Origin of the sequence: Paracoccus sp. KR1-242 (assembly GCF_049446195.1) — a bacterium.
Classification (GTDB): Bacteria; Pseudomonadota; Alphaproteobacteria; order Rhodobacterales; family Rhodobacteraceae; genus Paracoccus; species Paracoccus broussonetiae.
This window is the reverse complement of sequence record NZ_JBMSED010000003.1, coordinates 1-20620: the sequence shown is the minus strand read 5'-3', so window position 1 is coordinate 20620 and position 20620 is coordinate 1. Positions and strand designations below refer to the sequence as shown.

The following is a 20620-nucleotide window of genomic DNA, read 5'->3' as shown; positions in this document are numbered from 1 at the left end:
GGCAGCCGCACGATGCGGCTGCCAGCCGACCGAACATGTGCGAAGGCTGACGATGCGAAAGATCTATGTCCTGAACGGCCCGAACCTGAACCTTCTGGGTCAGCGCGAGCCCGAGATTTACGGCCACATCACGCTGGACCAGATCCGCGAATGGTGCGAGGCCGATGCCGCCGAACTGGGGCTGGAGGTCGTCTTCCGCCAGTCAAATTTCGAAGGCGAGATCATTCAGTGGATCCATGAGGCCCGGACTCAGGCCGACGGCATCGTCATCAACCCGGCCGGATATACCTTCACCTCGATCGCGATCCTTGACGCGCTGAAGACCTTCGACAAGCCGAAGATCGAACTCCACATCTCGAACGTGCATCAGCGCGAAGAGATCTATCACAAATCGCTGGTTTCGCGCACGGCCACCGCGGTCATGGCGGGCTTCGGCGCCTTTGGATACCGGCTTGCCCTGCGGGCGATGAAGGAGTGGACCCAATGATCCGCATTGCCTTGCTGGGTGCCGGCCTGATCGGCCGCGAACATGCCGAACTGATCCAGGCCCATCCGGGCGCGGAACTGGCCGCCATCTGTGATCCCTCGCCCGAGGGGAAGGCACTTGCCGAGCGGCTTTCCGTTCCGCATTTCTCCGATTACGTCGAGGCGCTGGACAAGACCCGTCCCGACGGTGCGATCATCGCCCTGCCCAATCGCCTCCACGAAGCCGCGGCTTTGGCCTGCATCGATCGCGGCATTGCCAGCCTGGTCGAAAAGCCGGTGGCGGATACCGTCACCGCCGGAGCGCGCATCGCCGAGGCGTCCGAGGGCAGGGGTGTCCCGGTACTGGTCGGCCATCACCGCCGGCACAGCCCCGATATCCGCGCGGCCAAGAAAAGCATCGCCGCTGGCGAACTTGGCGACCTGGTCGCCGTCAACGGGATGACTCTGTTTGACAAGCCCGAGCCCTATTTCCAGGCGGAATGGCGTCGCCAGCCGGGTGGCGGGCCGCTGCTCATCAACCTGATCCACGACATCGACGCGCTCCGCCACTTGGTCGGAGAGATCGAAAGCGTGCGTGCCTTCACCTCGTCGGCGGTTCGGGGTTTTGCGGTCGAGGACACGGCCAGCATCGCCATCCGCTTTCGCAATGGCGTGCTCGGCAGCTTCGTCATCTCGGATGCCGCGGTCAGTCCGTGGGCTTGGGAATATTGCTCGGGCCAGGCCCTTTATCATCCGTCGCAGCCCGGACCGTGCCTGTTCATCGCCGGACGCAAGGCGGCGCTGTCGGTGTCCGACATGTATCTGTGGCGTCACGCCGAACAGGACCACCACTGGCAGCATCCCCTGCTGCGCGAACATCGCCCCGGCGATGGATCGCGCACCTATGTCAATCAGCTCGACCATTTCCTTGCGGTGATCCGGCGCGAAGCGGCGCCGCTGATCTCGGCCCGCGACGGGCTGGCGACGCTGGCCGCCACCCTGGCCGTCGAAATGGCCGCGCGCGAGGACCGCACCGTCACGCTGGACGAGATGCTGGCCACCGCCGGACAAAGGGCCGTCGCATGAACCGCGCCCTGTCACTTTCCTTCCTGTCCTGCCTGTCTGCGCCCCCCGAAAAGGCGGCCCGGGTCGCGGCGGCAACCGGCTATGATTTCGTCGGCCTGCGGATGCTGCCCGCGGCGCCCGGCGGGATCGCTTTTCCGCTGATGGAGGATGGCATCCGTCGCCGGGCACTGCGCCGCCAGCTTGACGACAGCGGCATCGGGGTCTTTGACGTCGAGATGATCCGCCTGGCCCCGGATTTCAGCGCCGGGGCATATCTGCCCTTCCTTGAAGCCTCGGCCGATCTGGGCGCCCGCGCCATTCTGGTTGCTGGCGATGACCCGGATGAGGCGCGCCTGACCGCTTCATTTGTGGCGCTTTGCGAGGCAGCGGCCCCGTTTGCCCTGTCTGCCGACCTTGAATTCATGCCGCAGTCCGATCTGGCGGACCTTGCCGCCGCGCTGCGGGTCCTGCGCGCCGCTGGCCAGCCCAATCAGGGCGTGATCGTCGATGCGCTGCACGTCTCTCGCGCCCGTGTCACCCCGGCAGAGATCGCGGCCATTCCGCGTGAGTGGTTGAACTATGGCCAGATCTGCGACGGCCCCGCCGAAATTCCGTCGACCCGCGATGCGCTGAACTTTGCTGCCCGGCACGAAAGGCTGGTGCCGGGACAGGGCGGGATCGACCTTGGCGCGATCTTCGCGGCGCTGCCCGCCGATCTGCCCGTCGCGGTCGAGGTTCCGAATGACCGCCAATCGGCGGGCATGACACCCGAGGCATGGGCAGGCCTGCTGCGTGAAGCAGCGCTGCACGTGCTGGACCCGCAACCTGTCCGGAAAGGGGCCCGGTCATGATGTGGAAGACTATTCGCGGCGAAAGGATCCCCGCCCTTGGCTTTGGAACCTTCGAGCTGGTCGGCAGCGCCGGTGAGGACGCGATCCGCGCGGCCATCGAGATGGGCTATCGCCAGATCGACACCGCCATCCGCTACGGCAACGAACGCGAGGTTGGCCGCGCGATCCGCGCCTCGGGCGTGGCGCGGGACGAGCTATTCGTTACCACCAAGATCTGGTTCGACAACCTTGCGCCCGGCAACATCCACGCGCGGCTGGACGAAAGCCTTGACCGGCTTGGTTTCGATCAGGTGGACCTGCTTCTGGTCCACTGGCCGACGCGCGAGGTTCCGTTGGGTGAAACACTCGCCGCATTTGCCGAGGAGCGCGCGCGGGGGCGCACGCGCCTGATCGGCGTCAGCAACTTCACCGTGGCGCTTCTTGACGAGGCGCTGGACGTGCACAAGGCCGATCTGTTTTGCAACCAGGTCGAGTATCACCCCTATCTTTCGCAGGAGAAGCTGCTGGCACGGATGCGCCGCGCCGACATGCTGCTGAATGCCTATCAGCCGATCGCGCGGGGCAAGGTATTCCAGTCCGACCTGCTGAACCGGATCGGGGCGAAGCACGGGAAATCCGCCGGGCAGGTCACGCTGCGCTGGCTGGTCCAGCAGGACCATGTCGGCGCGATCCCGCGTTCTTCCCGGCCCGAAAACATGCGCGCGAACCTTCAGATCTTCGACTTCGAGCTGGATGACGAGGATATGCGCGCCATTCACGGTCTGGCGCGGGGCGAACGGTTCTCGCGCTTCGACTGGGAACCGGAATGGGATGAATAGGTCCATATGCCAAGGGGGAGGGGCAGATGACACTTGATTTCAGCGTGGTGGCGAATGCCTGGCCAGCCCTGTTTTACGGGGTGCTGGGCACGATGCTGCTGGCCGTCTGCGGCATGATCCTTGCCATGATCATCGGCGTGGGCGGGGTCGCGATCCTGCGCGCCCAAAGGCGGCTCTCCAGCTTCCTTGTGACGGCTTTTGTCGAAATCATCCGCAATACGCCGTTCCTGGTGCAGATCTATTTCATCTTCTTCGCCTTGCCACTGGCCGGCATCCGCCTGAACCCCACGGTGACGGCAATCCTGGCACTTGGGCTGAATGGCGGCGCCTATGCGATCGAGATCATCCGGGGCGGTGTCGAAAGCATTCCGAAGGGCCAGACCGAAGCCGGGCTTGCGCTGGGGCTTCACAGGGGCGAGGTGTTCCGCATGATCGTCCTGAAGCCCGCGCTGAAGGCGATCTATCCCTCGCTGTCCAGTCAGTTCATCCTGCTGACCCTGACCACGGCGATCTGCACCTCGATCTCGGCCTATGAGTTGACCTCGGTCGGGCAGCGCATCGAGGCCGAAACCTTCCGCAGCTTCGAAGTCTATTTCACGCTGACCATGATCTATCTCGTGATTTCGCTGATCACGATGTGGGCGCTCGCAGCCATCGGGCGGCGTGCCTTCAACTATCCTGACCGCTGAACGGAGGACGACATGGGACCGCAAGAGCTTACCTATCTCGTGCAGGGGTTGGGATGGACGCTGATCCTGACCGCCATCGGCTTCATCGGCGGGATCATCTTTGGCATGATCGTGGCCCTGATGCGGGTCTCGTCGCGGGCCTGGCTGCGCTATCCCGCGATTGCCTGGATCGGGTTGTTTCAGGGAACGCCGCTGCTGATGCAGCTTTTCGTGGCATATTTCGGTTTGCCACTGATGGGCTTCGACGTCCCCGCCTGGGCCGCCGTCGCATTCGCGCTGAACGCCCATGCCAGCGCATTTCTGGGCGAGATCTGGCGCGGCGCGATCCAGTCCGTGCCCAAGGGCCAGACTGAGGCCGCGAATGCCCTTGGCCTGCACGCCCGCAGCCGCATGTTCGACGTGATCCTGCCGCAGGCATTCAAGCTGTCGCTGCCAGCGACGGTGGGCTTTCTTGTGCAACTGCTCAAGGGCACCTCGCTGGCGGCAATCGTGGGGTTTGTCGAACTGGCCCGCGCGGGGGTGATCGTCTCGAACCAGATCTACAAGCCGCTGATCGTCTTCGGCGTGGTCGGCGTCATGTATTTCGCAATTTGCTGGCCGCTCTCGCTTTACGGCCGTTACCTTGAACGCCGCATGTCGGCCGGCGTCTCGAAATAGGGAAGGATGACAGATGGACCAGTCCCAGAAGGACGGAGCCGCCATGATCGAGATGCGCAAGGTCGACAAATGGTACGGTTCCTTCCACGCGCTGAAATCCGTCGACCTGACGGTCCGCAAGGGTGAAAAGATCGTGCTGTGCGGGCCGTCGGGGTCGGGCAAGTCCACCCTGATCCGCTGCATCAACCATCTGGAAACCATCCAGAGCGGCGAAATCACCGTATCGGGCCATCGCCTGAACGACAGCCAGAAGGCCGTCGACGCGGTGCGCTGCGAGGTCGGGATGGTCTTCCAGCAGTTCAACCTGTTCCCGCACAAGACGGTGCTGGAAAACTGTATCCTGGCACCGATGCGCGTGCGCAAGCAGTCCCGCGCGGATGCCGAGGCGACGGCGCGGCGCTATCTTGATCGCGTCCGCATCGGGAACCAGGCGGACAAGTATCCGGCGCAGCTTTCGGGCGGCCAGCAGCAGCGCGTGGCCATTGCACGCGCGCTGTGCATGGAGCCGAAAGCCATGCTTTTCGACGAACCGACCAGCGCGCTTGACCCCGAAATGGTCAAGGAGGTGCTGGACACCATGATCGGGCTGGCGCGCGACGGCATGACCATGATCTGCGTCACGCATGAAATGGGCTTTGCCCGGCAGGTCGCCGACCGCGTGATCTTCATGGCCGATGGCGAGATCATCGAGGAAAACGACCCCGAAACCTTCTTCCACAATCCGGGCCATGCGCGGACTCGCGCCTTCCTCGGCGAAATCCTGGCCCATCACTGATCCGCAGGACAGGTGACAACGGAAAGTGGCCTTGTCCACAGGGCTGCTTTCCGGTCTTTGGGGTGAATGCCCACACATATGCAGGACATCCCGACATGCAGATCAGGCCCGCGACGCCAGCTGACGTTTCCGCCATCTTCCATATCCGGACCTCGGTGACCGAAAACCAGCTGACCACGGCCGAACTGGCCGGGATGGGCATTACGCCCGCCTCGATCACTGCGATGATCCTAGCGTCGCCTTGCGCCTGGGTGGCTGACAAGGACGGACAGGTTGTCGGTTTCTCGATGATAGACCCGGACACCGGATCGCTGTTCGCTGCCTTCGTCCTGCCCGTGCATGAAGGGCAGGGGATTGGCCGCAAGCTGGTCAAGGCGGCTGAGGACGCCTTGTTCGCAAACCACCCGGTCACATGGCTTGAGACGGGCAAGACCACCCGCGCGGCGAGTTTCTATCGCCACCTTGGCTGGAGCAACGAACGCCAGGCAGACGCTGGTGACATCCGCCTGGAAAAGCGGCGGCCCTGACAACGGGAACCCCGGGCTGTCCTTCTGGTGCGTGTCGCGCTATGGGCGAAGCCATGACCGAAACCTTGCCCCCGTGCCCCGAATGCCGTTCTGCCTATACATATGAGGCGGATTCCCTGCTTGCCTGCCCCGAATGCGGACACGAGTGGTCGCCTGCCGCCTCGGATGCCGGGTCCGAGATCCGCGACAGCGCGGGCAACCTGCTGGCGGATGGGGACACGGTGACGGTCATCAAGGACCTGAAGGTCAAGGGGTCTTCAAGCGTCATCAAGGGTGGCACCAAGGTGCGCGGCATCCGTCTGGTGGGTGGTGATCACGATATCGACTGCAAGGTGCCCGGCTTTGGCCAGATCGGCCTGAAATCGCAATTCGTGAAAAAGGTCTCGGACTAGGTCGCAAGGCTGTCGGTTTTCCGCCGATCGGCATGGCCGGGTTGATTGACACTGACCGCGCCAAGGCAGAGTTTGGCCGCGCCACGGTCGCAGAATGCGGCCGTGCTTCAATGAAACGGGACAGGCAGGAGATCGAATTGATCAAAGCAGTCATTATCAGCCTGGGTGCAGTACTTGCCTTGGCAGCGTGCAACCCCACTCCGCAGCAGCAAGCGGCAATGCGTTGCGGCGCATCGACGGCCGGCGGCGCAGCGGTGGGCGCGGGCCTTGGCAGCGCCATTGGCGGCGGCAAGGGCCGGGATATCGCCATGGCGGCAGGCGCGCTTGGCGGCGGCGCGATGGGCCACCGGATGGGGTGCTAAGCACCCGCCGATGACCCGCAATCGCCCGCCTGACGGTCGGGCAATTGCAATTCGGCTGCAAAGGCAGGGAACTCTGGCACCCACGACCGGGCTTCTGGTTTCCCTGCCGATGCGCCAATCTACTCCGACAGGGTATTCTTGTAGATCCTGCCGTCCTTCATGATGATCAGCAGGTTGCGCTCTGCGTCAGCGAGCAGGTCGATATTGGCAAGCGGGTCGCCATCGACCAGCAACAGATCGGCAAACGCGCCTTCCTCGACCACCCCAAGCTTGCCCTTGTAGGGACTGCGCAGGCCGGAAAGCTGAAGCAGTTCGGCATTCGTCGATGTTGCCTGGCGCAGGATTTCGGCGGGCGTGAACCATTGCTTCAACGACACAAGCATCCGCCCCTGCTGGCGAGCCATCGCTTCCGAGAACAGGACATCGGTGCCAAAGGCAAGCTTCAGGTTGTATTTCTTGGCCAGCTTGTAGAGGCGGTCGGTGCCCTCCATGACCTCTGCGGCCTTCTGGTCCTGATCCGAGCCGGGCGGGAACATCCCGCCGAAGAATTCATGCGTGATCGGTTGCGCCGACAGCCAGATGCCTTTTTCGGCCATGTATTTGGCCGTGTCCTCGTCGATCAGCTGGCCGTGCTCGATCACCTTCACGCCGGCATCGATCGCCCGGCGCACCGCGGCCGAGGTATAGGCGTGCACCGTGACATAGGTTCCCCAGTTCGATGCCGCCTCGACAGCCGCGCCCAGCTCTTCGGGGGTAAAGGTCGACACGTCGATCGGGCTGTGAGGAGAGGCGACTCCACCGCCCGCGGTCAGCTTGATCTGGCTTGCCCCCAGCATCAACTGTTCGCGCGCGCGCTGGCGCACCTCGTCAGGGCTGTCCGCGATCATGGCGCCGCCCAGTTCTTCTACCCTGGACAGCGGTTTCGAGCTGTCGCGGGGCAGATCGCTCAGCGGACGGAAATCCCCATGCCCGCTGGTGACAGAGATGATCGCACCCGAGGGCCAGATCCGGGGACCCGGTACGACGCCAGAGTCGATGGCCTGTTTCAACCCGAATGAGGGGCCGCCGAGGTCGCGCACCGTGGTAAAGCCGCGCATCAGCGTGGCCGTTGCCTCGGCCCCGGCCAGCAGGTTGATCAGGCCGACATCGCCAAACAGCATCTGTTCGGGTGTCTGGCGGATCAGCATCGTGTGCCAATGTGCGTCGATCAGCCCCGGCATCAGGGTCCGTCCGCCGCCGTCGATCACGGCCGCATCGGCCCCGGCCGTGGCGTCATCGCCGATCTCTGCCACCAGATTTCCGCGCACCAGCACCGAGGTCGGCGCGCTGAGGCTGTCGCCCTTGCCATCATAGACCCGCACGTCCGTGAACAGCGTTTCGGGGGCCGTCTCGGCCGCAATCGCCGGCGTCGAGATCAGGGTCGCCAGCAGCGCGCCGGCAGCAAGCAATGTTCGTTCGGGTCTGACCATCGTGACTTCTCACCTCCGTCTTTCGAATATCCTGCCGGGGGGCGGGACAGCTCCGGGGGACGCCCAAGGCATCGCCCCGATACAAGCGCAGTATTCTTTCGGGATTGTGACCGGATTCCGGCCGGCCAAGGCAGTGATGGTTCATTCTGAAGGCATATTCGACGCAAGGTAAACAGTTTTCCTTGGCGAGGGGCAATATTATCAACCTGTTAGGATGCTTGGCAGAATTCCGTCGAAGCCCATCCCGCGGGGCAGGAGGTTGCCACCCCCGGACGGGCGCGCCATGTCAGGGGGCCATGCGCTCTCCGCGCCGCCGCAGTAGCCGCGCTGGTGCGCCGACATAAATGCCGCCGGGAAGTGTCCGGCCCTTGACGACCGCACCCGCGCCGATGACAGAGCCCCGTGCCAGATGACTGCCCGCCAGGATCTTGGCCCCTGCTCCGATCCAGACATCGTCCTCGATGACGACCTGCTCCTTCAGCAGGGGTTGTCTGCGAATGGGCGTCCGGGCGTCGTCGAAGCCATGTTCGAACGAGACGATGATGGCATGGGCGGCGATGCGAACCTCGTTGCCGATGGTGATGCCGCCGTGACCCAGAAGCACCGCATAGTCATTGATCGAGACGTTGTCGCCGATGTCGATCAGGCCGCTTTGCGCGTCGATGACCACCCCGTTGCGCATCGAAACCCGATCTCCGATCCTGATACGCCCCTCGCGCCAGCGGAACCGGGGCCAGTAAAGCATCTTCGGCCGCTTTCCGATCGTCAGCGCGCCGCGGGAAAGCAAAGCCTTGATCTTGACGAGGCGGCCGATATTCACATGGCTGCCCGCGCGGAATTGGCGATGGGCGGCACTGCCTTTGCCCAACGGGTTGGACGGACTTTCCCGTGGGTATGGATCGAAAGCCTCGCCATCAATTTCCCCCCGCCGCTATGGCCGTGAAAATTACTAGGGAATCCGAGGCGCAGAGAGTCAAGTGAAAGGGAGGGGTGCCGGAATGAGGAAAGGCCCCGCAAAGGGGCCTGTCCCGGATCTGCAAGGATCGCTTAGAAGTCCATCGTCAGGCCCAGCGTGACCGTCCGGCCGGGGGCGTAAAGCGGATAAACGCTGCGTGCATCGTATTGGACATAGCTGGAACGCTCGTAATAGGTTTCGTCCAGCAGGTTGTCGACGCCCAGATGCAGAACGACATTCTCGTAGTTCTGCGGCCGCCACTCGCCATACAGGTTCACGACGGTATAGGACTCGTGATCCTCGAACCCGGCTTCGGTCAGATAGTCGCCGTCAAGCTTGCCTGCCCATTCGATGGTCCCGCCGACTTTCAGGTTATATTGCGGGATCTCCTGATCGACATAAAGCGTGGCGATGTTCCCGACCGGAACGACGGTTCCGCCATTCGGCAGCACGTCCTCTCCGTTCTGGGTCACGTCGGCCTTGGTGAAGCTGGTGCCGACGCGGCCGCTGCCCCAGCTGTAGTTGCCCTGAAGGGTGAAGCCCTTGCTGCGATAGTCGTCTGCGTTGGTCAGATAGCCGATTTCGGTATCGTATTCCCCAAGGCCCTTCAGGCGGGTGTCGAAGAAGGTCAGGTTCCCGGTCCAGTTGCCCTGGTTGGCATTCAGGCCCAGCTTGATGTTGCTGGCTTCGGCCGGGTCATAGCCGGGATCGGTGGCGAAGGATTCGTCGCGGGCATGAAGCAGGCCGAATTCGCCCACCTGATAGCCCAGCCAGGTTTGCGAGGCGCCCGCAAAGACCTCGTAACCCTCAGAGAATTCATAAGAGACCGTGCCGTTCACGCTGGCGCCGGTATCGCTGAACCGCTCTCCGTTCCAGTCGGTGAAGCGCTGGTGATCCAACCGAAGGCCGGTCGAGACGTCGATGCCGTTGTCGAATTCGAACCGGCCCTGGACGAAAGCCCCGATCTGCATGGTCTCAAGCGTGTGGATGCGCGGCGCGCGGTCGCCGTAATTGTCCACGCGGTAGTCGTCATAGGCCCAGTCGATGCCGGCCGTGATCGTGCCCGGACCGGTGGTATAGGTGTTCTTCATCTCGCCGCCGATGGTCTTGACCTCAAGATCCATGTCGCCGTTCACGGGGCGCGCGCCGGTCGCATAATTCGGACGCCAGTATTCATTGCGGGTGACATAGACCAGCGCTTCGGGATCCCAGGCATCGGTCGGCGCGGTTGAGCTGTATTTCAGGGACAGCGTGTTGCGCGTGACTTTCAGCGGAAAGACCTCATCCGCGTGGTCAAGGTCCATGTTCATCTTGATGACGCGGTCGTCATCGTCCTTGCTGTATTCATAGGCCAGCTCGACACGATGGCCTTCGAATTCATAGCCCAGCTTGGTCAGCGCGCCCTGGGTCGCAGGTGCGGTCCCGGGCATTTCGCGGCCGTCGCCATTCTCGTAATTGTCGCCATCGGCGGCGTGGAGCATCACGAACCAGTCGAAGCCGGCATGGATACCGTAGCCGGCCAACGAACCGGCCACCCCGCGCCCGTTCGTGCCATAGGACAGTCCCACGCGGCCGCCCTGGGTCTGGCCATCGGCCAGCATGTCCTGCGCGCCGACGGTTTCATAGCGCACGGCGCCCGCCGCGGCGCCAAAGCCTGAATCCGCGGCTGCGGCGCCCACCTCGACCTCGACCGATTTCAGGAAGGCGGGGTCGATGACATTCGATCCCGTATGGTGCCAGCTGGTGACGCCCTGCGGGACGCCATCCACGCTGACGGCCAGGTTCGACTGTTCCATCCCGAAGACATGGATGCGCTTGGACGGACCGGCGCCGCCCGAAACGGTGATCGCGGAATCCCGCGCAAACAATTCGGAGACATCGGCAGGTTGCAGAACCTCGATATCCTCGGGGGTAACGGTGATGCCACCCGTGGCCTCGACGTTTTCCCGGCCATCGGCGACCAGTGTAATCGGGGCCAGGACCACGCTGTCCGTTTCGGGGGCGGTCGCCAGATCCTGCGCGCTCAGCGCCGAGGCGAGTGCAAGCGTCGACACATTTGCCAGCACGAAGATAAGTCTTTGTTTCATAAGTTTCCCTCGTCTTCCGAAATGTTTGGGCGCCTTTTATGGAGGGGAAAATGAAAACACAAGTATTTTACTCAGGAATCGGTGACGCATTCGAAACCGGCGCTTCGGCGTGCCAGAGATGCAACTGCGCGGCGATCTTCGCGGGTGATGGACCTGTCCCTGACAAGCGGCTAGCACTGGGCCTGCCGAATGCGGTGGTGCATCGGCTGAACAGGGGAAGAGGTCCGTGACGGGCAAGCAGAACATGATCGACTGCCATCTGCATCTTTTCGATCCGGTGCGCTTTCCCTATGCGCCCGATACGCATTACCGTCCCGCCGGGCACGAGATTGCCACGCTTGCCCAGATGCGCGCGGTGCTTGCCGCAAATGGCATCGAACGCGTCCTACTAGTGCAGCCGAACTCGGCCTATGGCACCGACAATGCGATGATGCTGGATGCGATTGCGCAATCAGGCGGCCTGTGGCGCGGGATGGCGGTGGTCGATCCGGATATCGACATCGACCATCTTTGCGCCCTGAAGCGGCAGGGCGTCATCGGCGCGACCTGCGTGCTTCAGAACTATTCCCCCGAAGGCTTGCGCCGCTTTCCCGCACTGATCGAAAAGCTTGTGGGGCTGGACATGATCTTTGACGTCCAGTTCGCGGGGGATGAGATCTTTGCCGCCCAAAGCCTGTTTGCGGGCAGTCCGGTGCGCCTGGCGATCGACCATTGCGGCAGGCCGGATCTGTCGCAGGGCCGCGATGCGCCGGCCTTTCGCGCGCTACTGGATCTGGCAGATCGCGCCGCGCCGACCACCATAAAGATTTCCGGCCACCACAAATTCGCACCTTTCCCCTGGCCCTTCGAAGCGGCAGATCCCTTTATTGCCGAGATCCTCTCCGCCTTTACCCCGGCGCGCAGTGTCTGGGGGTCGGACTGGCCTTTCCTGCGCGTGCCCGAGCGGGTGGATTACAGTCCGCTGCTGCCGCTTGCGGCGCGATATCTGGACAGCGACGCAGCCCGCGACCAACTGTTCCGCCGGACAGCCCTGCGCGAATTCTGGGGCGAACGGGACTGACCCCCTACATCGCATGACCCCAGGTCAGCAGGCCAAGCGCGCCAAGCGCCATCCAGACCGCCATCGCGATCATCATCAGGTTCTCGGTCAGCGAGACAAAGCCAAGCGGCACATTGCTTGACCCGCCGACGCAGGCGCATTTCAGCTCTCGCCGGTCGACATAAACTGCCTTGAAGACCGAGACCGCGCCGACCGTTCCGATGAACAGCGCGACCGGCACCGACAGCCATGTCAGCGCGCCGGCGATCATCAGGATGCCCGCCAGTCCCTCGGCGAAGGGATAGATATAGGAATAGCGCACCCACCGCCGGGCAAGCAGGTCATAGTTCAGGAACATCGTGGCAAAGGCCTCGACATTCTGCAGTTTCAGAAGGGCGAGAGCCGCCATGCTGAAGCCGATGAACCATTCGATGCCCCGGATCGTGAAGGGGGTGCCATAGACGGCGAAGCTGGTCGCCAGCCCCATCAGCAGCGTCATTGCGAACAGCGCGATGACCGGACGATAGCTGGTCGCCTTTGGGTCGACGACCCGCTTGCCCAGGTGCCGCCGCAAGTCGCCATAGCCACCGATCCGCTTGTCCCCGATGAAGATCTGCGGCGTGGTGGCGACGCTGTGCGCGGCCTTGAAGGTATCGACCTCGGCCCGCGTGGCAAGGTGATGGTCCTCGACCGCGAAACCCGACCGCTTCAGCAGGTCCAGTGCCTTCAGGCCATAGGGGCAGGTGTGGTCGGGCATCATCATCCGGTACAGGCGCGCGATCTTGTCCGGGCGGGAATTTGCGCTGGGTTCCGACATCCTGGTCACTCCCTCTCGTGCTTGTGGATGGGTATGTCGGTACGTATATAGGTGCCGTACCATGGTACGGGATCAAGGGGTAAAATGCTCACGATTGGAAAGCTTGCCAAGGCCGGGGGCGTGGGCGTGGAAACCGTCCGCTTCTATCAACGGCGCGACTTGCTGGGAACGCCGTCGCGCGACGGCGGCATCCGCCGCTATGGCGACGAGGATCTTCGCCGCCTGCGCTTCATCCGCAAGGCGCAGCGGGCAGGCTTTACGCTGGAGGAAATCAGGGAACTGATCGCGTTGGACAATGGTCAGGACCGTTTCCGCGCCCGTGAACTGGCCGAAGCACGACTTGCCAAACTGGACAGGGATATTGCCGATTTGCAGGCCGCCCGGAACAGCCTGCAACGATTGGCCCATGCCTGCGCCCGGGACCATCAGGGCACATGCCCCATCCTGGCCGCCTTTGAAGAGTAAGGCCGGTCGCCGGTCCTAACGCTCCATCTCGGACAGCGCCGCGATGAAGCGCGAAAACAACTCTCCCTGCGAACCGATCCGCAGCTTGCCATAGATGTTGCGGCGGTGGATGCGGACCGTGCCGGGCGAGATGCCAAGCGCGATCCCAGTGGCCTCGGCCGAATGACCCTTCAACGTGAACTCGACGATTTCCACCTCACGTGGGGTCAGCAGGTTCTGGCCAAAGCTGCGGAAAGCGGTGTCGATCAATCCCGCCAGCCGGGTGCCCCCATCGGGGGTGGGGGCGGGGGCGGGCGCATTGGCGAAACGGTCGGCGACATCGGCCCAATGGTGGCGAACGACGGCCGCGACAAAGGGCAGGATCGTCGCCATGTCGCGGAACTCGCGGGCCGAGAAAACGCGCGATGTCCGCATGGCCGAGATGACGACCCTTGCTGCGCCCACATCGACCATGAAGCCGATCTCTTCGGCCAGTTCGGTCTGGACATAATAGTTGCGGAAATACTCGCCCTGATAGAAGCGGTCCGGAGCAAGGTCGCGCAGGCGGACCAGCCGCGGCTCGGTCGATTCCGTGCAGTGCAGATAGAACGGGTCCAGAAGATAGGGACCGGCCTGGTAGTCCTCGACCATGACCTTGTGCTTCCATTCCGGGAACTCTGAATGCAGCGCCAGCGGCGGGCGGTCTTCCAGATAGGCAAAGGTCACGCTGTGCTCGAATGGCGCGACCTGCCTGATGGCATCGACCAACGCCTGGGGGAAGGCCGGCGAATGCAGTGCCGCGACCGCGCGGGCTGATCCCTCGATCCAATCCTTTGACCAACTCATCCGATTGTTCCCTGCGACTATGCCTTTTGTGGTATATACAACAAAAGACGTGTTTCTTATCATTTTTATGCAGAAGGGAATAGTCCGCAAGAGACTTGACCAACAGGGAAAGACGTTCAGATGGCATATGTGACGGATGTAAGCCCAGCCGAGGCCGTGGCGGAGTTCGCCGATACGACCAAGCGCTATGGCGCGGTCCTGGCCGCTGACCGGCTGAACCTGCGCATCCGGCGCGGCGAATTCCTGTCCTTTCTAGGCCCGTCAGGATGCGGCAAGACCACGGCGCTGCGCATGCTGGCCGGATTCGAGACCCCGACCGAGGGCGAGGTTCTGATCGATGGCCAGTCGGTCGGCGCGACCCCGGCCTATCGCCGACCGGTCAACATGGTCTTCCAGAACTATGCCCTGTTCCCACATATGACGGTGGCGCAGAATGTGGCCTATGGCCTGAACCAGCTTCGGCCGCGCCTGCCCAGGGCCGAGATCGAATCGCGCGTCGCGCGCGCGCTTGATACCGTGCGGCTTGGTGATTTCGGGCCGCGACGCATCTGGCAGATGTCCGGCGGGCAGCAGCAGCGCGTGGCGCTGGCGCGCGCCATCGTCAACCAGCCCAAGATCCTGCTTCTGGACGAACCCATGGCCGCGCTGGACGCCAAGCTGCGGGGCGAGATGCAGATCGAGTTGCTGAACCTGCAACGCAAGCTGGGAATCACCTTCGTTCTGGTGACCCATGACCAGCAAGAGGCGCTGTCGATGTCGGATCGCATCTGCCTTATGGGCAAGGGCCGCATCGCGCAGATCGGCACGCCGCGTGACCTGTATGACCGGCCCGCGAACCGCTATGTCGCCGATTTCGTCGGACGCGCCAATATCCTGTCGGCGCGGGTCGAGACGGTTTCTGGCGGGATCGCCACCGTGGCGCTGGCCTCGGGCGAGCGGGTCGCCACCGCCGCGATCAATCCGGCATCGGCGGGCGACAGAGTCGAGGTCGCGATCCGCCCCGAGACGCTGCGGATCGCGAATGCGCCAGACGGCCAAACGCCGTCGATCCCGGCGCAGGTCACGAACATGATCTTTCTTGGCGAACATATCGAATTCCTGCTGGCCCATCCCGCGCTGGGGGCGCTGCAGGTTCTGCTGCCCCGACAGGCCGAACGGGCCTTGCCGGGCATCGCGGTGGGCGCGACCGCCCATCTGCATTGGGATCATGGCGCCGGCCTGATCCTTGGACAGGAATAGGACCAACAGGGGGAAGCACGAGATGACAAGGGACGACAAGCCTGTCTCGCGGCAGGAATTCATGGCGGAACTGCGCCGCTACCAGAAAGGCTCGGTCAGCCGCCGGCATTTCCTGGCGGTGACGGGACTGGGCGTGGCGACGGCCGCGCTGGCGTCAGCGATGCCCGCACGGCTTTGGGCGGCAGGGATCGGCGATCAGGTGTCGATGGCGACCTGGCCGAATTACGACGACCCCGACAACCTGGCCCTGTTCCAGAAGCAGACCGGTGCGGCGGTACAGGTCAATGTCTTCGGATCGAACGAAGAGATGTTCGCCAAGTTGCAGGCGGGTGGCGCGGGCTGGGACGTGGTCGTCGCCACCAACTACACGATCAGCACCTATGCCGGGCAAAAGATGATCGAGCCGCTCGACCTGTCGAAGCTGCCGAATCACGACGCGGCCTCGTTCGATCCGCGCTTCGCGGATCCCGGCACGGTGGATGGCAAGCTTTACGCCATCCCGAAGCTGTGGGGCACGACCGGCATGGCCTGGGACAGCAGCAAGGCCAAGCAGCCCTTCACCAGCTGGAAGGATTTCTTCGATGTCACGAAGGCCGACTTCTCGGGGCGCACGATCATCCATGACTATCAGCTGACCGCAATCGGCAACGCGCTGAAATATTTCGGCCATTCCTTCAACTCGGTCGATCCGGCCGAGTTGGCCGAGGCAGAGAAGCTGCTGATCGAGATCAAGCCGCACCTGTTCGCCATCACCTCGGACTATCAGCCGTCGATGCGCAATGGCGATGCGTGGCTGACCATGTGCTGGACGGGTGATGCCAAGCAGATGAACCGCGACCTGCCCGAGATCCAGTACACGCTGGGCAAGGAAGGCGGCGAGATCTGGTCGGATTTCTACACCATCCCGACCAGCGCCCCCAACCGCGAAGGCGCCTATGCGCTGCTGAACTTCCTGCTGGACCCCGAGGTCAACGCCCGTGAGGCGCTGTTCCACGGCTATCCGGTTCCGGACAAGCGCGTCGATGCCCTGATCCCGGCAGAGATGTTGAACGACCCGATCCTGCATCCCGCGGCCGAGCTGTTGTCGGCGCTGGAATTCGGCGCCGCGGTCACGCTGACCGATCCGAACCGGGCCGAGATCATGGCGCGGTTCAAGGCGGCATAGGACAGGCGGGCAGGCGATGGCGATTTCCAGAAGACAGGCGCGCTGGCTGCTGCTTGGCCCGGCTGGCCTTTGGTATGCGGCGCTGCTGGTGCTGCCGCTTGCCCTGGTCCTGGTCTATTCCTTCGGTGAACGCGGCGCGGTGGGCGGCTATCAGCCCGCCTTCACGCTGGCGCAATATGCCAACCTGGGAAGCCGCTGGACGGCTTTCCAGAACACGCTGATCCTTGCTCCCGCAGGTACCATCGCCGCTCTGCTGATCGCCTATCCGCTGGCCTATTACCTGGCGCTGCGGGTCGGTGCGCAATGGCGGACCCTGTTGATCGTGCTGGTGATCGTGCCTTTCTGGACCTCGATCCTGATCCGGTCCTATGCCTGGATCTTTCTGCTGGGCGGCCGCGGGATCCCGCAACTGCTGTCCTCGATGGGGCTGGGGGATTTCCGGCTGATCAACACACCCTTCGCGGTGCTGGTGGGCATCGTGTATGGCTATTTGCCGCTGATGTTCTTCCCGATCTACGTCAGTCTGGAAAAGCTGGACCGCCGCTTGCTTGAGGCCGCGGGCGATCTGGGCGCGCCGCCCTGGCGCAGCTTCCTGCAGGTTACGCTGCCGCTGTCGCTGCCCGGTGTCGCCACCGGCTCGATGCTGGTCTTCATCCTGCTGATGGGGGAATACCTGATCCCGCAGATGCTGGGCGGCGGCAAGGTCTTTTTCGTCGGCAACGCACTGGTCGACCTGTTCCTGCAATCGCGCAACTGGGCCTTCGGCTCGGCAATGGCGGTCACGCTGGTGGCGGTCATGCTGCTGGTGGTCACGCTTTACATGCGTTTCCTGCGCCGCATCGGCGCGGCGCGCGACGATGTCGGCCTGATGTGAGGATGTGATGCGGATCTATGCCCTTGCGGTCTATCTGTTCCTTTACCTGCCGATCGGCATCATCGCGCTGTTCAGCTTTTCGGCGGGACGCTCGGCCAGCCAGATGCAGGGCTTTTCGCTGCAATGGTATGGCAAGGCGCTGGGGAACCCCTTTGTCGTGGACGCGCTGAAAACCTCGGCCTCGGTCGCGTTCACCTCGGCTGTGCTCGCCAGCATCTTCGGAACGATGGCGGCACTTGCCCTGACCGGGATGCGTGGGCGCCTGCGCGTGCTGTTCGACGGCATGATCTATGTCGCGGTGATGATCCCCGGCATCGTCATCGGCATCGCCACGCTGATCGCGCTGGTCACGGTCTTCGGCGCCGTCAATCCCTGGCTTGAGCCGCTGACCGGGTGGAAGCTGTCGATGGGCTTCGGCTCGCTTGTGGGCGCGCATGTGCTGTTCACCATGTCGCTGGTCATCATCCTGGTTCGCGCCCGGATCGAGGGCATGGATCGCGCGCTGATCGAGGCATCCTCGGACCTGGGCGCGGGGCCGATCGCCACCTTCCGTCAGGTGACGCTGCCCATGCTGGCACCTGCGATCTTCGCGGGATTCCTGCTGAGTTTCACTTTCAGCTTCGATGATTTCATCATCGCCTTCTTCGTTGCGGGTCCGCAGACGACCCTGCCCATCTATATCTTCTCGTCGATCCGACGCGGCGTGACGCCGGAAATCAATGCCATCGGCACGATGGTGATGGCGGCGTCCCTTGCCGTGCTGATCGTCGCGCAACTGACGCTGCGCCGGGGCAAACCGGACGCGCACTAGGAGGACTTCATGTCATCTCGTCTTGAAGGGCGCATCGCCCTTGTCACCGGCGCTGGGTCGGGGATCGGTCGCGCTGGCGCCATTGCCATGGCGGGCGAAGGCGCCACCGTCATCGTCACCGACCTGCGCGCGGATCTGGCGGATGAGACAGCGGCCCTGATCCGCGCAGCCGGGGGCCAGGCCGAGGCTCATGCGCTGGACATGCGCGACGATGCGGCCATCGAGTCGCGCATCGCCGATGTCGCGGGCCGTCACGGGCGGCTTGATGTGGTCCACAGCCATGCCGGCATCCAGATCGCCGGCAAGCTTGAAGAGGTGACCGCCGAACAGATGGATCTGTCCTGGGCATTGAACGTCCGGGCACATTTCATCATCGCGCGGGCAGCGGTCGCGCCGATGCGGGCGCAGGGCGGCGGGTCGGTCATCGTCACAGCGTCGAATTCCGGCTGCCAGTATGACCGGGGCATGATCGCCTATGCCACGACCAAGCATGCCGCCGTCGCCATGGTGCGGCAGATGGCGGCGGATTACGCGCGCGACAACATTCGCTTCAACGCGTTGTGCCCCGGTTTCGTCGACACGCCCTTCAATGCCGGGTTCGAACGCCAGATGGGCGGTCGCGCCGCGCTGGAAAGCTATGTCGCCGACACCATTCCCATGGGCCGCTGGGCTTCGACCGAAGAGATTGCCGAGGGCATCCTTTACCTCGCTTCGCCGCGCTCGGCATTTGTCACCGGGCTGGCGCTGGTCATCGACGGCGGCGAGGTGCTTTGATCCGCGCCGTTGTGTCCCGTCCCAAGCCGGCGACAACCCTGGGCCGGTTGCATCTCATGCCCTGCGGGTGGGCGCGAATGCCAATCAATCGTCTGGTTTAAAAGAAAGCCCTGTCGCCACAGAATTGCAGCTGGAGAGGGGAATTGGCGATTTCAGTTCGCCAATTCGGGGCTTCCGTCCGGCATCATTTCCGGACGGTCTGCGCGGCATTTCGGCAAGCGGCAAATTGCCACATTGTGCCGGGGAAATGTCATGACAAATCCATGTCGCAGCGAGGCTTTTCGCAATTCCGTCGCGGATTAATCGCGACCCCAAAATCGCCTACCAAGAACCGGGATGCGGCGACCACGGTTCTGCCCTGCCATTATCCGGCCCAAGGTCATCCATCATCGCATCAAGGCCCGCAACTTCGGCCAGTCGGGCGTGATCGGCGATGATGACGCGTGATCCGTCCAGCGTGATCCCTTCGGATTTCAGGGCGTTGAAAACCCGTGACAGGCTTTCGGGTGTCATCCCCAGATACGAGGCAAGGTGCCGCTTTTCGAAAGGCAGGGTGAAGGTGTGCAGGTTCCCCTCGCGCCGGGCCTGGCTGAGCAGCCAGGCGATCAGCCGTTCGCGCCCGGTGCGCAGCTTCAGGTTCTTGGCCTGCCGGACCATGCCGCGAAAACTCATTGCCAGATGGCTCATCACAGCGCCGGCCAATGCCGGGTCACGCCCCAGTGCGGTGCGCAGGTCAACGGTCGGCAGCATGATGATGCGCGAGCGTTCCTGCGTGCGTGCCGACATCAGATAGGGCGCATCCGGGATGCAGGCCGCGACGATGAAGCTGGAAACCGGCCGGATGACGGCCATGATCGCCTCTCGTCCCCTCCATTCGGTGTGCAGCTGGACCGAGCCCTCGACCAGGATATGCAGGAAATCCGCGCGGTCTCCCTGCCGGAACAGGTCAAGCTGGGGCGGGAATTCCTGCGAGTATGTGGCTGCCATCAACGTGTCAAATGTCTCGTCCATGATGCCCCGGAACAAGGGCAGGTCACGGATGGCTGGCTTCTCGTCGTTGCGCACGAATCGACCTTCTGGAAGTTTTATAATTGATCTTTGGTAATTGCTGCTCCCGAAAAGGGCAATCATCTGCGGTTGAATGGTCAACTGGACCCTTGACCCTTGTCAGGAGAGTGAAGGGTAAAGATCAATCGTTGTAGCTTTTTGGAAAGTCTTCCGAAAAGATTGATCCATATCAAATCGGATGCTACGAATCCGTGGTGGTTCTGCATCGAAGACTTCGGACTATTTCCGTAGATACTCAGGAGCAAGCCATGCAGGAACGGGTGTTTCCTACGCACAGCGAACAACAACGAGCGCTTTGGCTCAGTACGTTGTCCTTTACGCTGTGCTTTGCTGTCTGGACTATTTTTTCGATCATCGGAATTACCATCAAGGATGAACTCGGCCTGTCCGAGTTCCAATATGGGTTGCTGATTGCGACCCCCGTGCTGACC

The 20620-nt window shown here is 63.1% G+C and carries 23 protein-coding genes and 1 pseudogene; 18 read left to right on the top strand and 6 right to left on the bottom strand.

Annotation, left to right across the window (positions count from 1 at the left end; all coding sequences use genetic code 11):
* Positions 1-52 precede the first annotated feature (52 nt).
* From aroQ to ACO2Q4_RS05570, 10 genes are all read left to right on the top strand, one after another.
* A complete protein-coding gene (gene aroQ, locus ACO2Q4_RS05615) occupies positions 53-487 on the top strand; it encodes a type II 3-dehydroquinate dehydratase (RefSeq protein ID WP_311758019.1) in 435 nt (144 codons plus the stop codon).
* On the top strand, positions 484-1551 hold the full coding sequence (locus ACO2Q4_RS05610; protein WP_423317919.1) for a Gfo/Idh/MocA family protein: 1068 nt from the start codon (positions 484-486) through the stop codon (positions 1549-1551). The genes aroQ and ACO2Q4_RS05610 overlap by 4 nt, the downstream gene beginning before the upstream one ends.
* Positions 1548-2381, top strand: coding sequence for a sugar phosphate isomerase/epimerase family protein (locus ACO2Q4_RS05605; protein WP_423317917.1), 834 nt, complete (start codon positions 1548-1550; stop codon positions 2379-2381). Before ACO2Q4_RS05610 ends, ACO2Q4_RS05605 begins: the two co-directional genes overlap by 4 nt.
* Positions 2378-3199: an aldo/keto reductase gene (locus tag ACO2Q4_RS05600; protein WP_395135290.1), complete on the top strand. Its 822-nt coding sequence runs from the start codon at positions 2378-2380 to the stop codon at positions 3197-3199. The genes ACO2Q4_RS05605 and ACO2Q4_RS05600 overlap by 4 nt, the downstream gene beginning before the upstream one ends.
* Before the next feature lie 26 nt (positions 3200-3225).
* The gene (locus ACO2Q4_RS05595; RefSeq protein WP_423317914.1) at positions 3226-3888 is read left to right on the top strand and encodes an amino acid ABC transporter permease; all 663 of its coding nucleotides are present in this window, start codon (positions 3226-3228) and stop codon (positions 3886-3888) included.
* A gap of 12 nt (positions 3889-3900) precedes the next feature.
* The gene (locus ACO2Q4_RS05590; protein ID WP_311758014.1) at positions 3901-4545 is read left to right on the top strand and encodes an amino acid ABC transporter permease; all 645 of its coding nucleotides are present in this window, start codon (positions 3901-3903) and stop codon (positions 4543-4545) included.
* 13 nt (positions 4546-4558) lie between these two features.
* On the top strand, positions 4559-5320 hold the full coding sequence (locus ACO2Q4_RS05585) for an amino acid ABC transporter ATP-binding protein (RefSeq protein ID WP_311758013.1): 762 nt from the start codon (positions 4559-4561) through the stop codon (positions 5318-5320).
* A 95-nt stretch (positions 5321-5415) separates the two neighbouring features.
* Positions 5416-5847, top strand: a complete 432-nt coding sequence (locus ACO2Q4_RS05580) for a GNAT family N-acetyltransferase (protein WP_423317911.1) — start codon at positions 5416-5418, stop codon at positions 5845-5847.
* 53 nt (positions 5848-5900) lie between these two features.
* Positions 5901-6239, top strand: a complete 339-nt coding sequence (locus ACO2Q4_RS05575) for a zinc ribbon domain-containing protein YjdM (RefSeq protein ID WP_423317909.1) — start codon at positions 5901-5903, stop codon at positions 6237-6239.
* A gap of 32 nt (positions 6240-6271) precedes the next feature.
* Positions 6272-6601, top strand: coding sequence for a glycine zipper 2TM domain-containing protein (locus ACO2Q4_RS05570; protein WP_311758010.1), 330 nt, complete (start codon positions 6272-6274; stop codon positions 6599-6601).
* A gap of 119 nt (positions 6602-6720) precedes the next feature.
* On the opposite strand, the gene ACO2Q4_RS05565 is transcribed toward ACO2Q4_RS05570, so the two are convergent.
* The 3 genes from ACO2Q4_RS05565 to ACO2Q4_RS05555 all read right to left on the bottom strand — a co-directional run bounded on the left by ACO2Q4_RS05565 (position 6721) and on the right by ACO2Q4_RS05555 (position 11112).
* Complete coding sequence (locus ACO2Q4_RS05565) at positions 6721-8070, bottom strand: amidohydrolase family protein (RefSeq protein WP_423317907.1); 1350 nt, start codon at positions 8068-8070, stop codon at positions 6721-6723.
* A 286-nt stretch (positions 8071-8356) separates the two neighbouring features.
* Positions 8357-8890 carry an acyltransferase gene (locus ACO2Q4_RS05560; RefSeq protein ID WP_423317906.1) on the bottom strand — a complete coding sequence of 178 codons (534 nt, stop codon included), beginning with the start codon at positions 8888-8890 and terminating at the stop codon, positions 8357-8359.
* 227 nt (positions 8891-9117) lie between these two features.
* Positions 9118-11112, bottom strand: coding sequence for a TonB-dependent receptor domain-containing protein (locus ACO2Q4_RS05555; RefSeq protein ID WP_423317904.1), 1995 nt, complete (start codon positions 11110-11112; stop codon positions 9118-9120).
* Positions 11113-11338: 226 nt separating this feature from the next.
* Here ACO2Q4_RS05555 and ACO2Q4_RS05550 point away from each other — a divergent pair, with 226 nt between their 5' ends.
* On the top strand, positions 11339-12172 hold the full coding sequence (locus ACO2Q4_RS05550) for an amidohydrolase family protein (protein WP_423317902.1): 834 nt from the start codon (positions 11339-11341) through the stop codon (positions 12170-12172).
* 4 nt (positions 12173-12176) lie between these two features.
* Here the strand turns inward: ACO2Q4_RS05550 and ACO2Q4_RS05545 are convergent, their stop codons facing one another.
* Positions 12177-12968, bottom strand: coding sequence for a MauE/DoxX family redox-associated membrane protein (locus ACO2Q4_RS05545; protein ID WP_423317900.1), 792 nt, complete (start codon positions 12966-12968; stop codon positions 12177-12179).
* Between the two features lie 84 nt (positions 12969-13052).
* Here ACO2Q4_RS05545 and ACO2Q4_RS05540 point away from each other — a divergent pair, with 84 nt between their 5' ends.
* Positions 13053-13433, top strand: a complete 381-nt coding sequence (locus tag ACO2Q4_RS05540) for a MerR family transcriptional regulator (RefSeq protein WP_423317898.1) — start codon at positions 13053-13055, stop codon at positions 13431-13433.
* A gap of 15 nt (positions 13434-13448) precedes the next feature.
* On the opposite strand, the gene ACO2Q4_RS05535 is transcribed toward ACO2Q4_RS05540, so the two are convergent.
* The gene (locus ACO2Q4_RS05535) at positions 13449-14258 is read right to left on the bottom strand and encodes a helix-turn-helix transcriptional regulator (RefSeq protein ID WP_423317895.1); all 810 of its coding nucleotides are present in this window, start codon (positions 14256-14258) and stop codon (positions 13449-13451) included.
* A gap of 120 nt (positions 14259-14378) precedes the next feature.
* Here ACO2Q4_RS05535 and ACO2Q4_RS05530 point away from each other — a divergent pair, with 120 nt between their 5' ends.
* Genes ACO2Q4_RS05530 through ACO2Q4_RS05510 form a run of 5 tightly spaced genes read left to right on the top strand, consistent with a single transcriptional unit; the run spans position 14379 to position 19121 of the window.
* Positions 14379-15497 carry an ABC transporter ATP-binding protein gene (locus ACO2Q4_RS05530; RefSeq protein ID WP_311758002.1) on the top strand — a complete coding sequence of 373 codons (1119 nt, stop codon included), beginning with the start codon at positions 14379-14381 and terminating at the stop codon, positions 15495-15497.
* Positions 15498-15519: 22 nt separating this feature from the next.
* Positions 15520-16662: an ABC transporter substrate-binding protein gene (locus tag ACO2Q4_RS05525; protein WP_423317893.1), complete on the top strand. Its 1143-nt coding sequence runs from the start codon at positions 15520-15522 to the stop codon at positions 16660-16662.
* Between the two features lie 16 nt (positions 16663-16678).
* A complete protein-coding gene (locus ACO2Q4_RS05520; protein WP_311758000.1) occupies positions 16679-17536 on the top strand; it encodes an ABC transporter permease in 858 nt (285 codons plus the stop codon).
* 7 nt (positions 17537-17543) lie between these two features.
* Positions 17544-18347 (top strand): ABC transporter permease, encoded by an 804-nt coding sequence (locus ACO2Q4_RS05515; RefSeq protein WP_423317890.1) that lies wholly within the window; start codon positions 17544-17546, stop codon positions 18345-18347.
* 9 nt (positions 18348-18356) lie between these two features.
* The gene (locus ACO2Q4_RS05510) at positions 18357-19121 is read left to right on the top strand and encodes an SDR family NAD(P)-dependent oxidoreductase (protein ID WP_423317888.1); all 765 of its coding nucleotides are present in this window, start codon (positions 18357-18359) and stop codon (positions 19119-19121) included.
* Positions 19122-19442: 321 nt separating this feature from the next.
* Here ACO2Q4_RS05510 and ACO2Q4_RS05505 read toward each other — a convergent pair whose 3' ends face one another.
* Complete coding sequence (locus ACO2Q4_RS05505) at positions 19443-20186, bottom strand: helix-turn-helix domain-containing protein (protein WP_311757997.1); 744 nt, start codon at positions 20184-20186, stop codon at positions 19443-19445.
* A gap of 251 nt (positions 20187-20437) precedes the next feature.
* On the opposite strand from ACO2Q4_RS05505, the pseudogene ACO2Q4_RS05500 reads away from it, so the two are divergent.
* Positions 20438-20620, top strand: a pseudogene (locus tag ACO2Q4_RS05500) (MFS transporter); the annotation flags it as partial.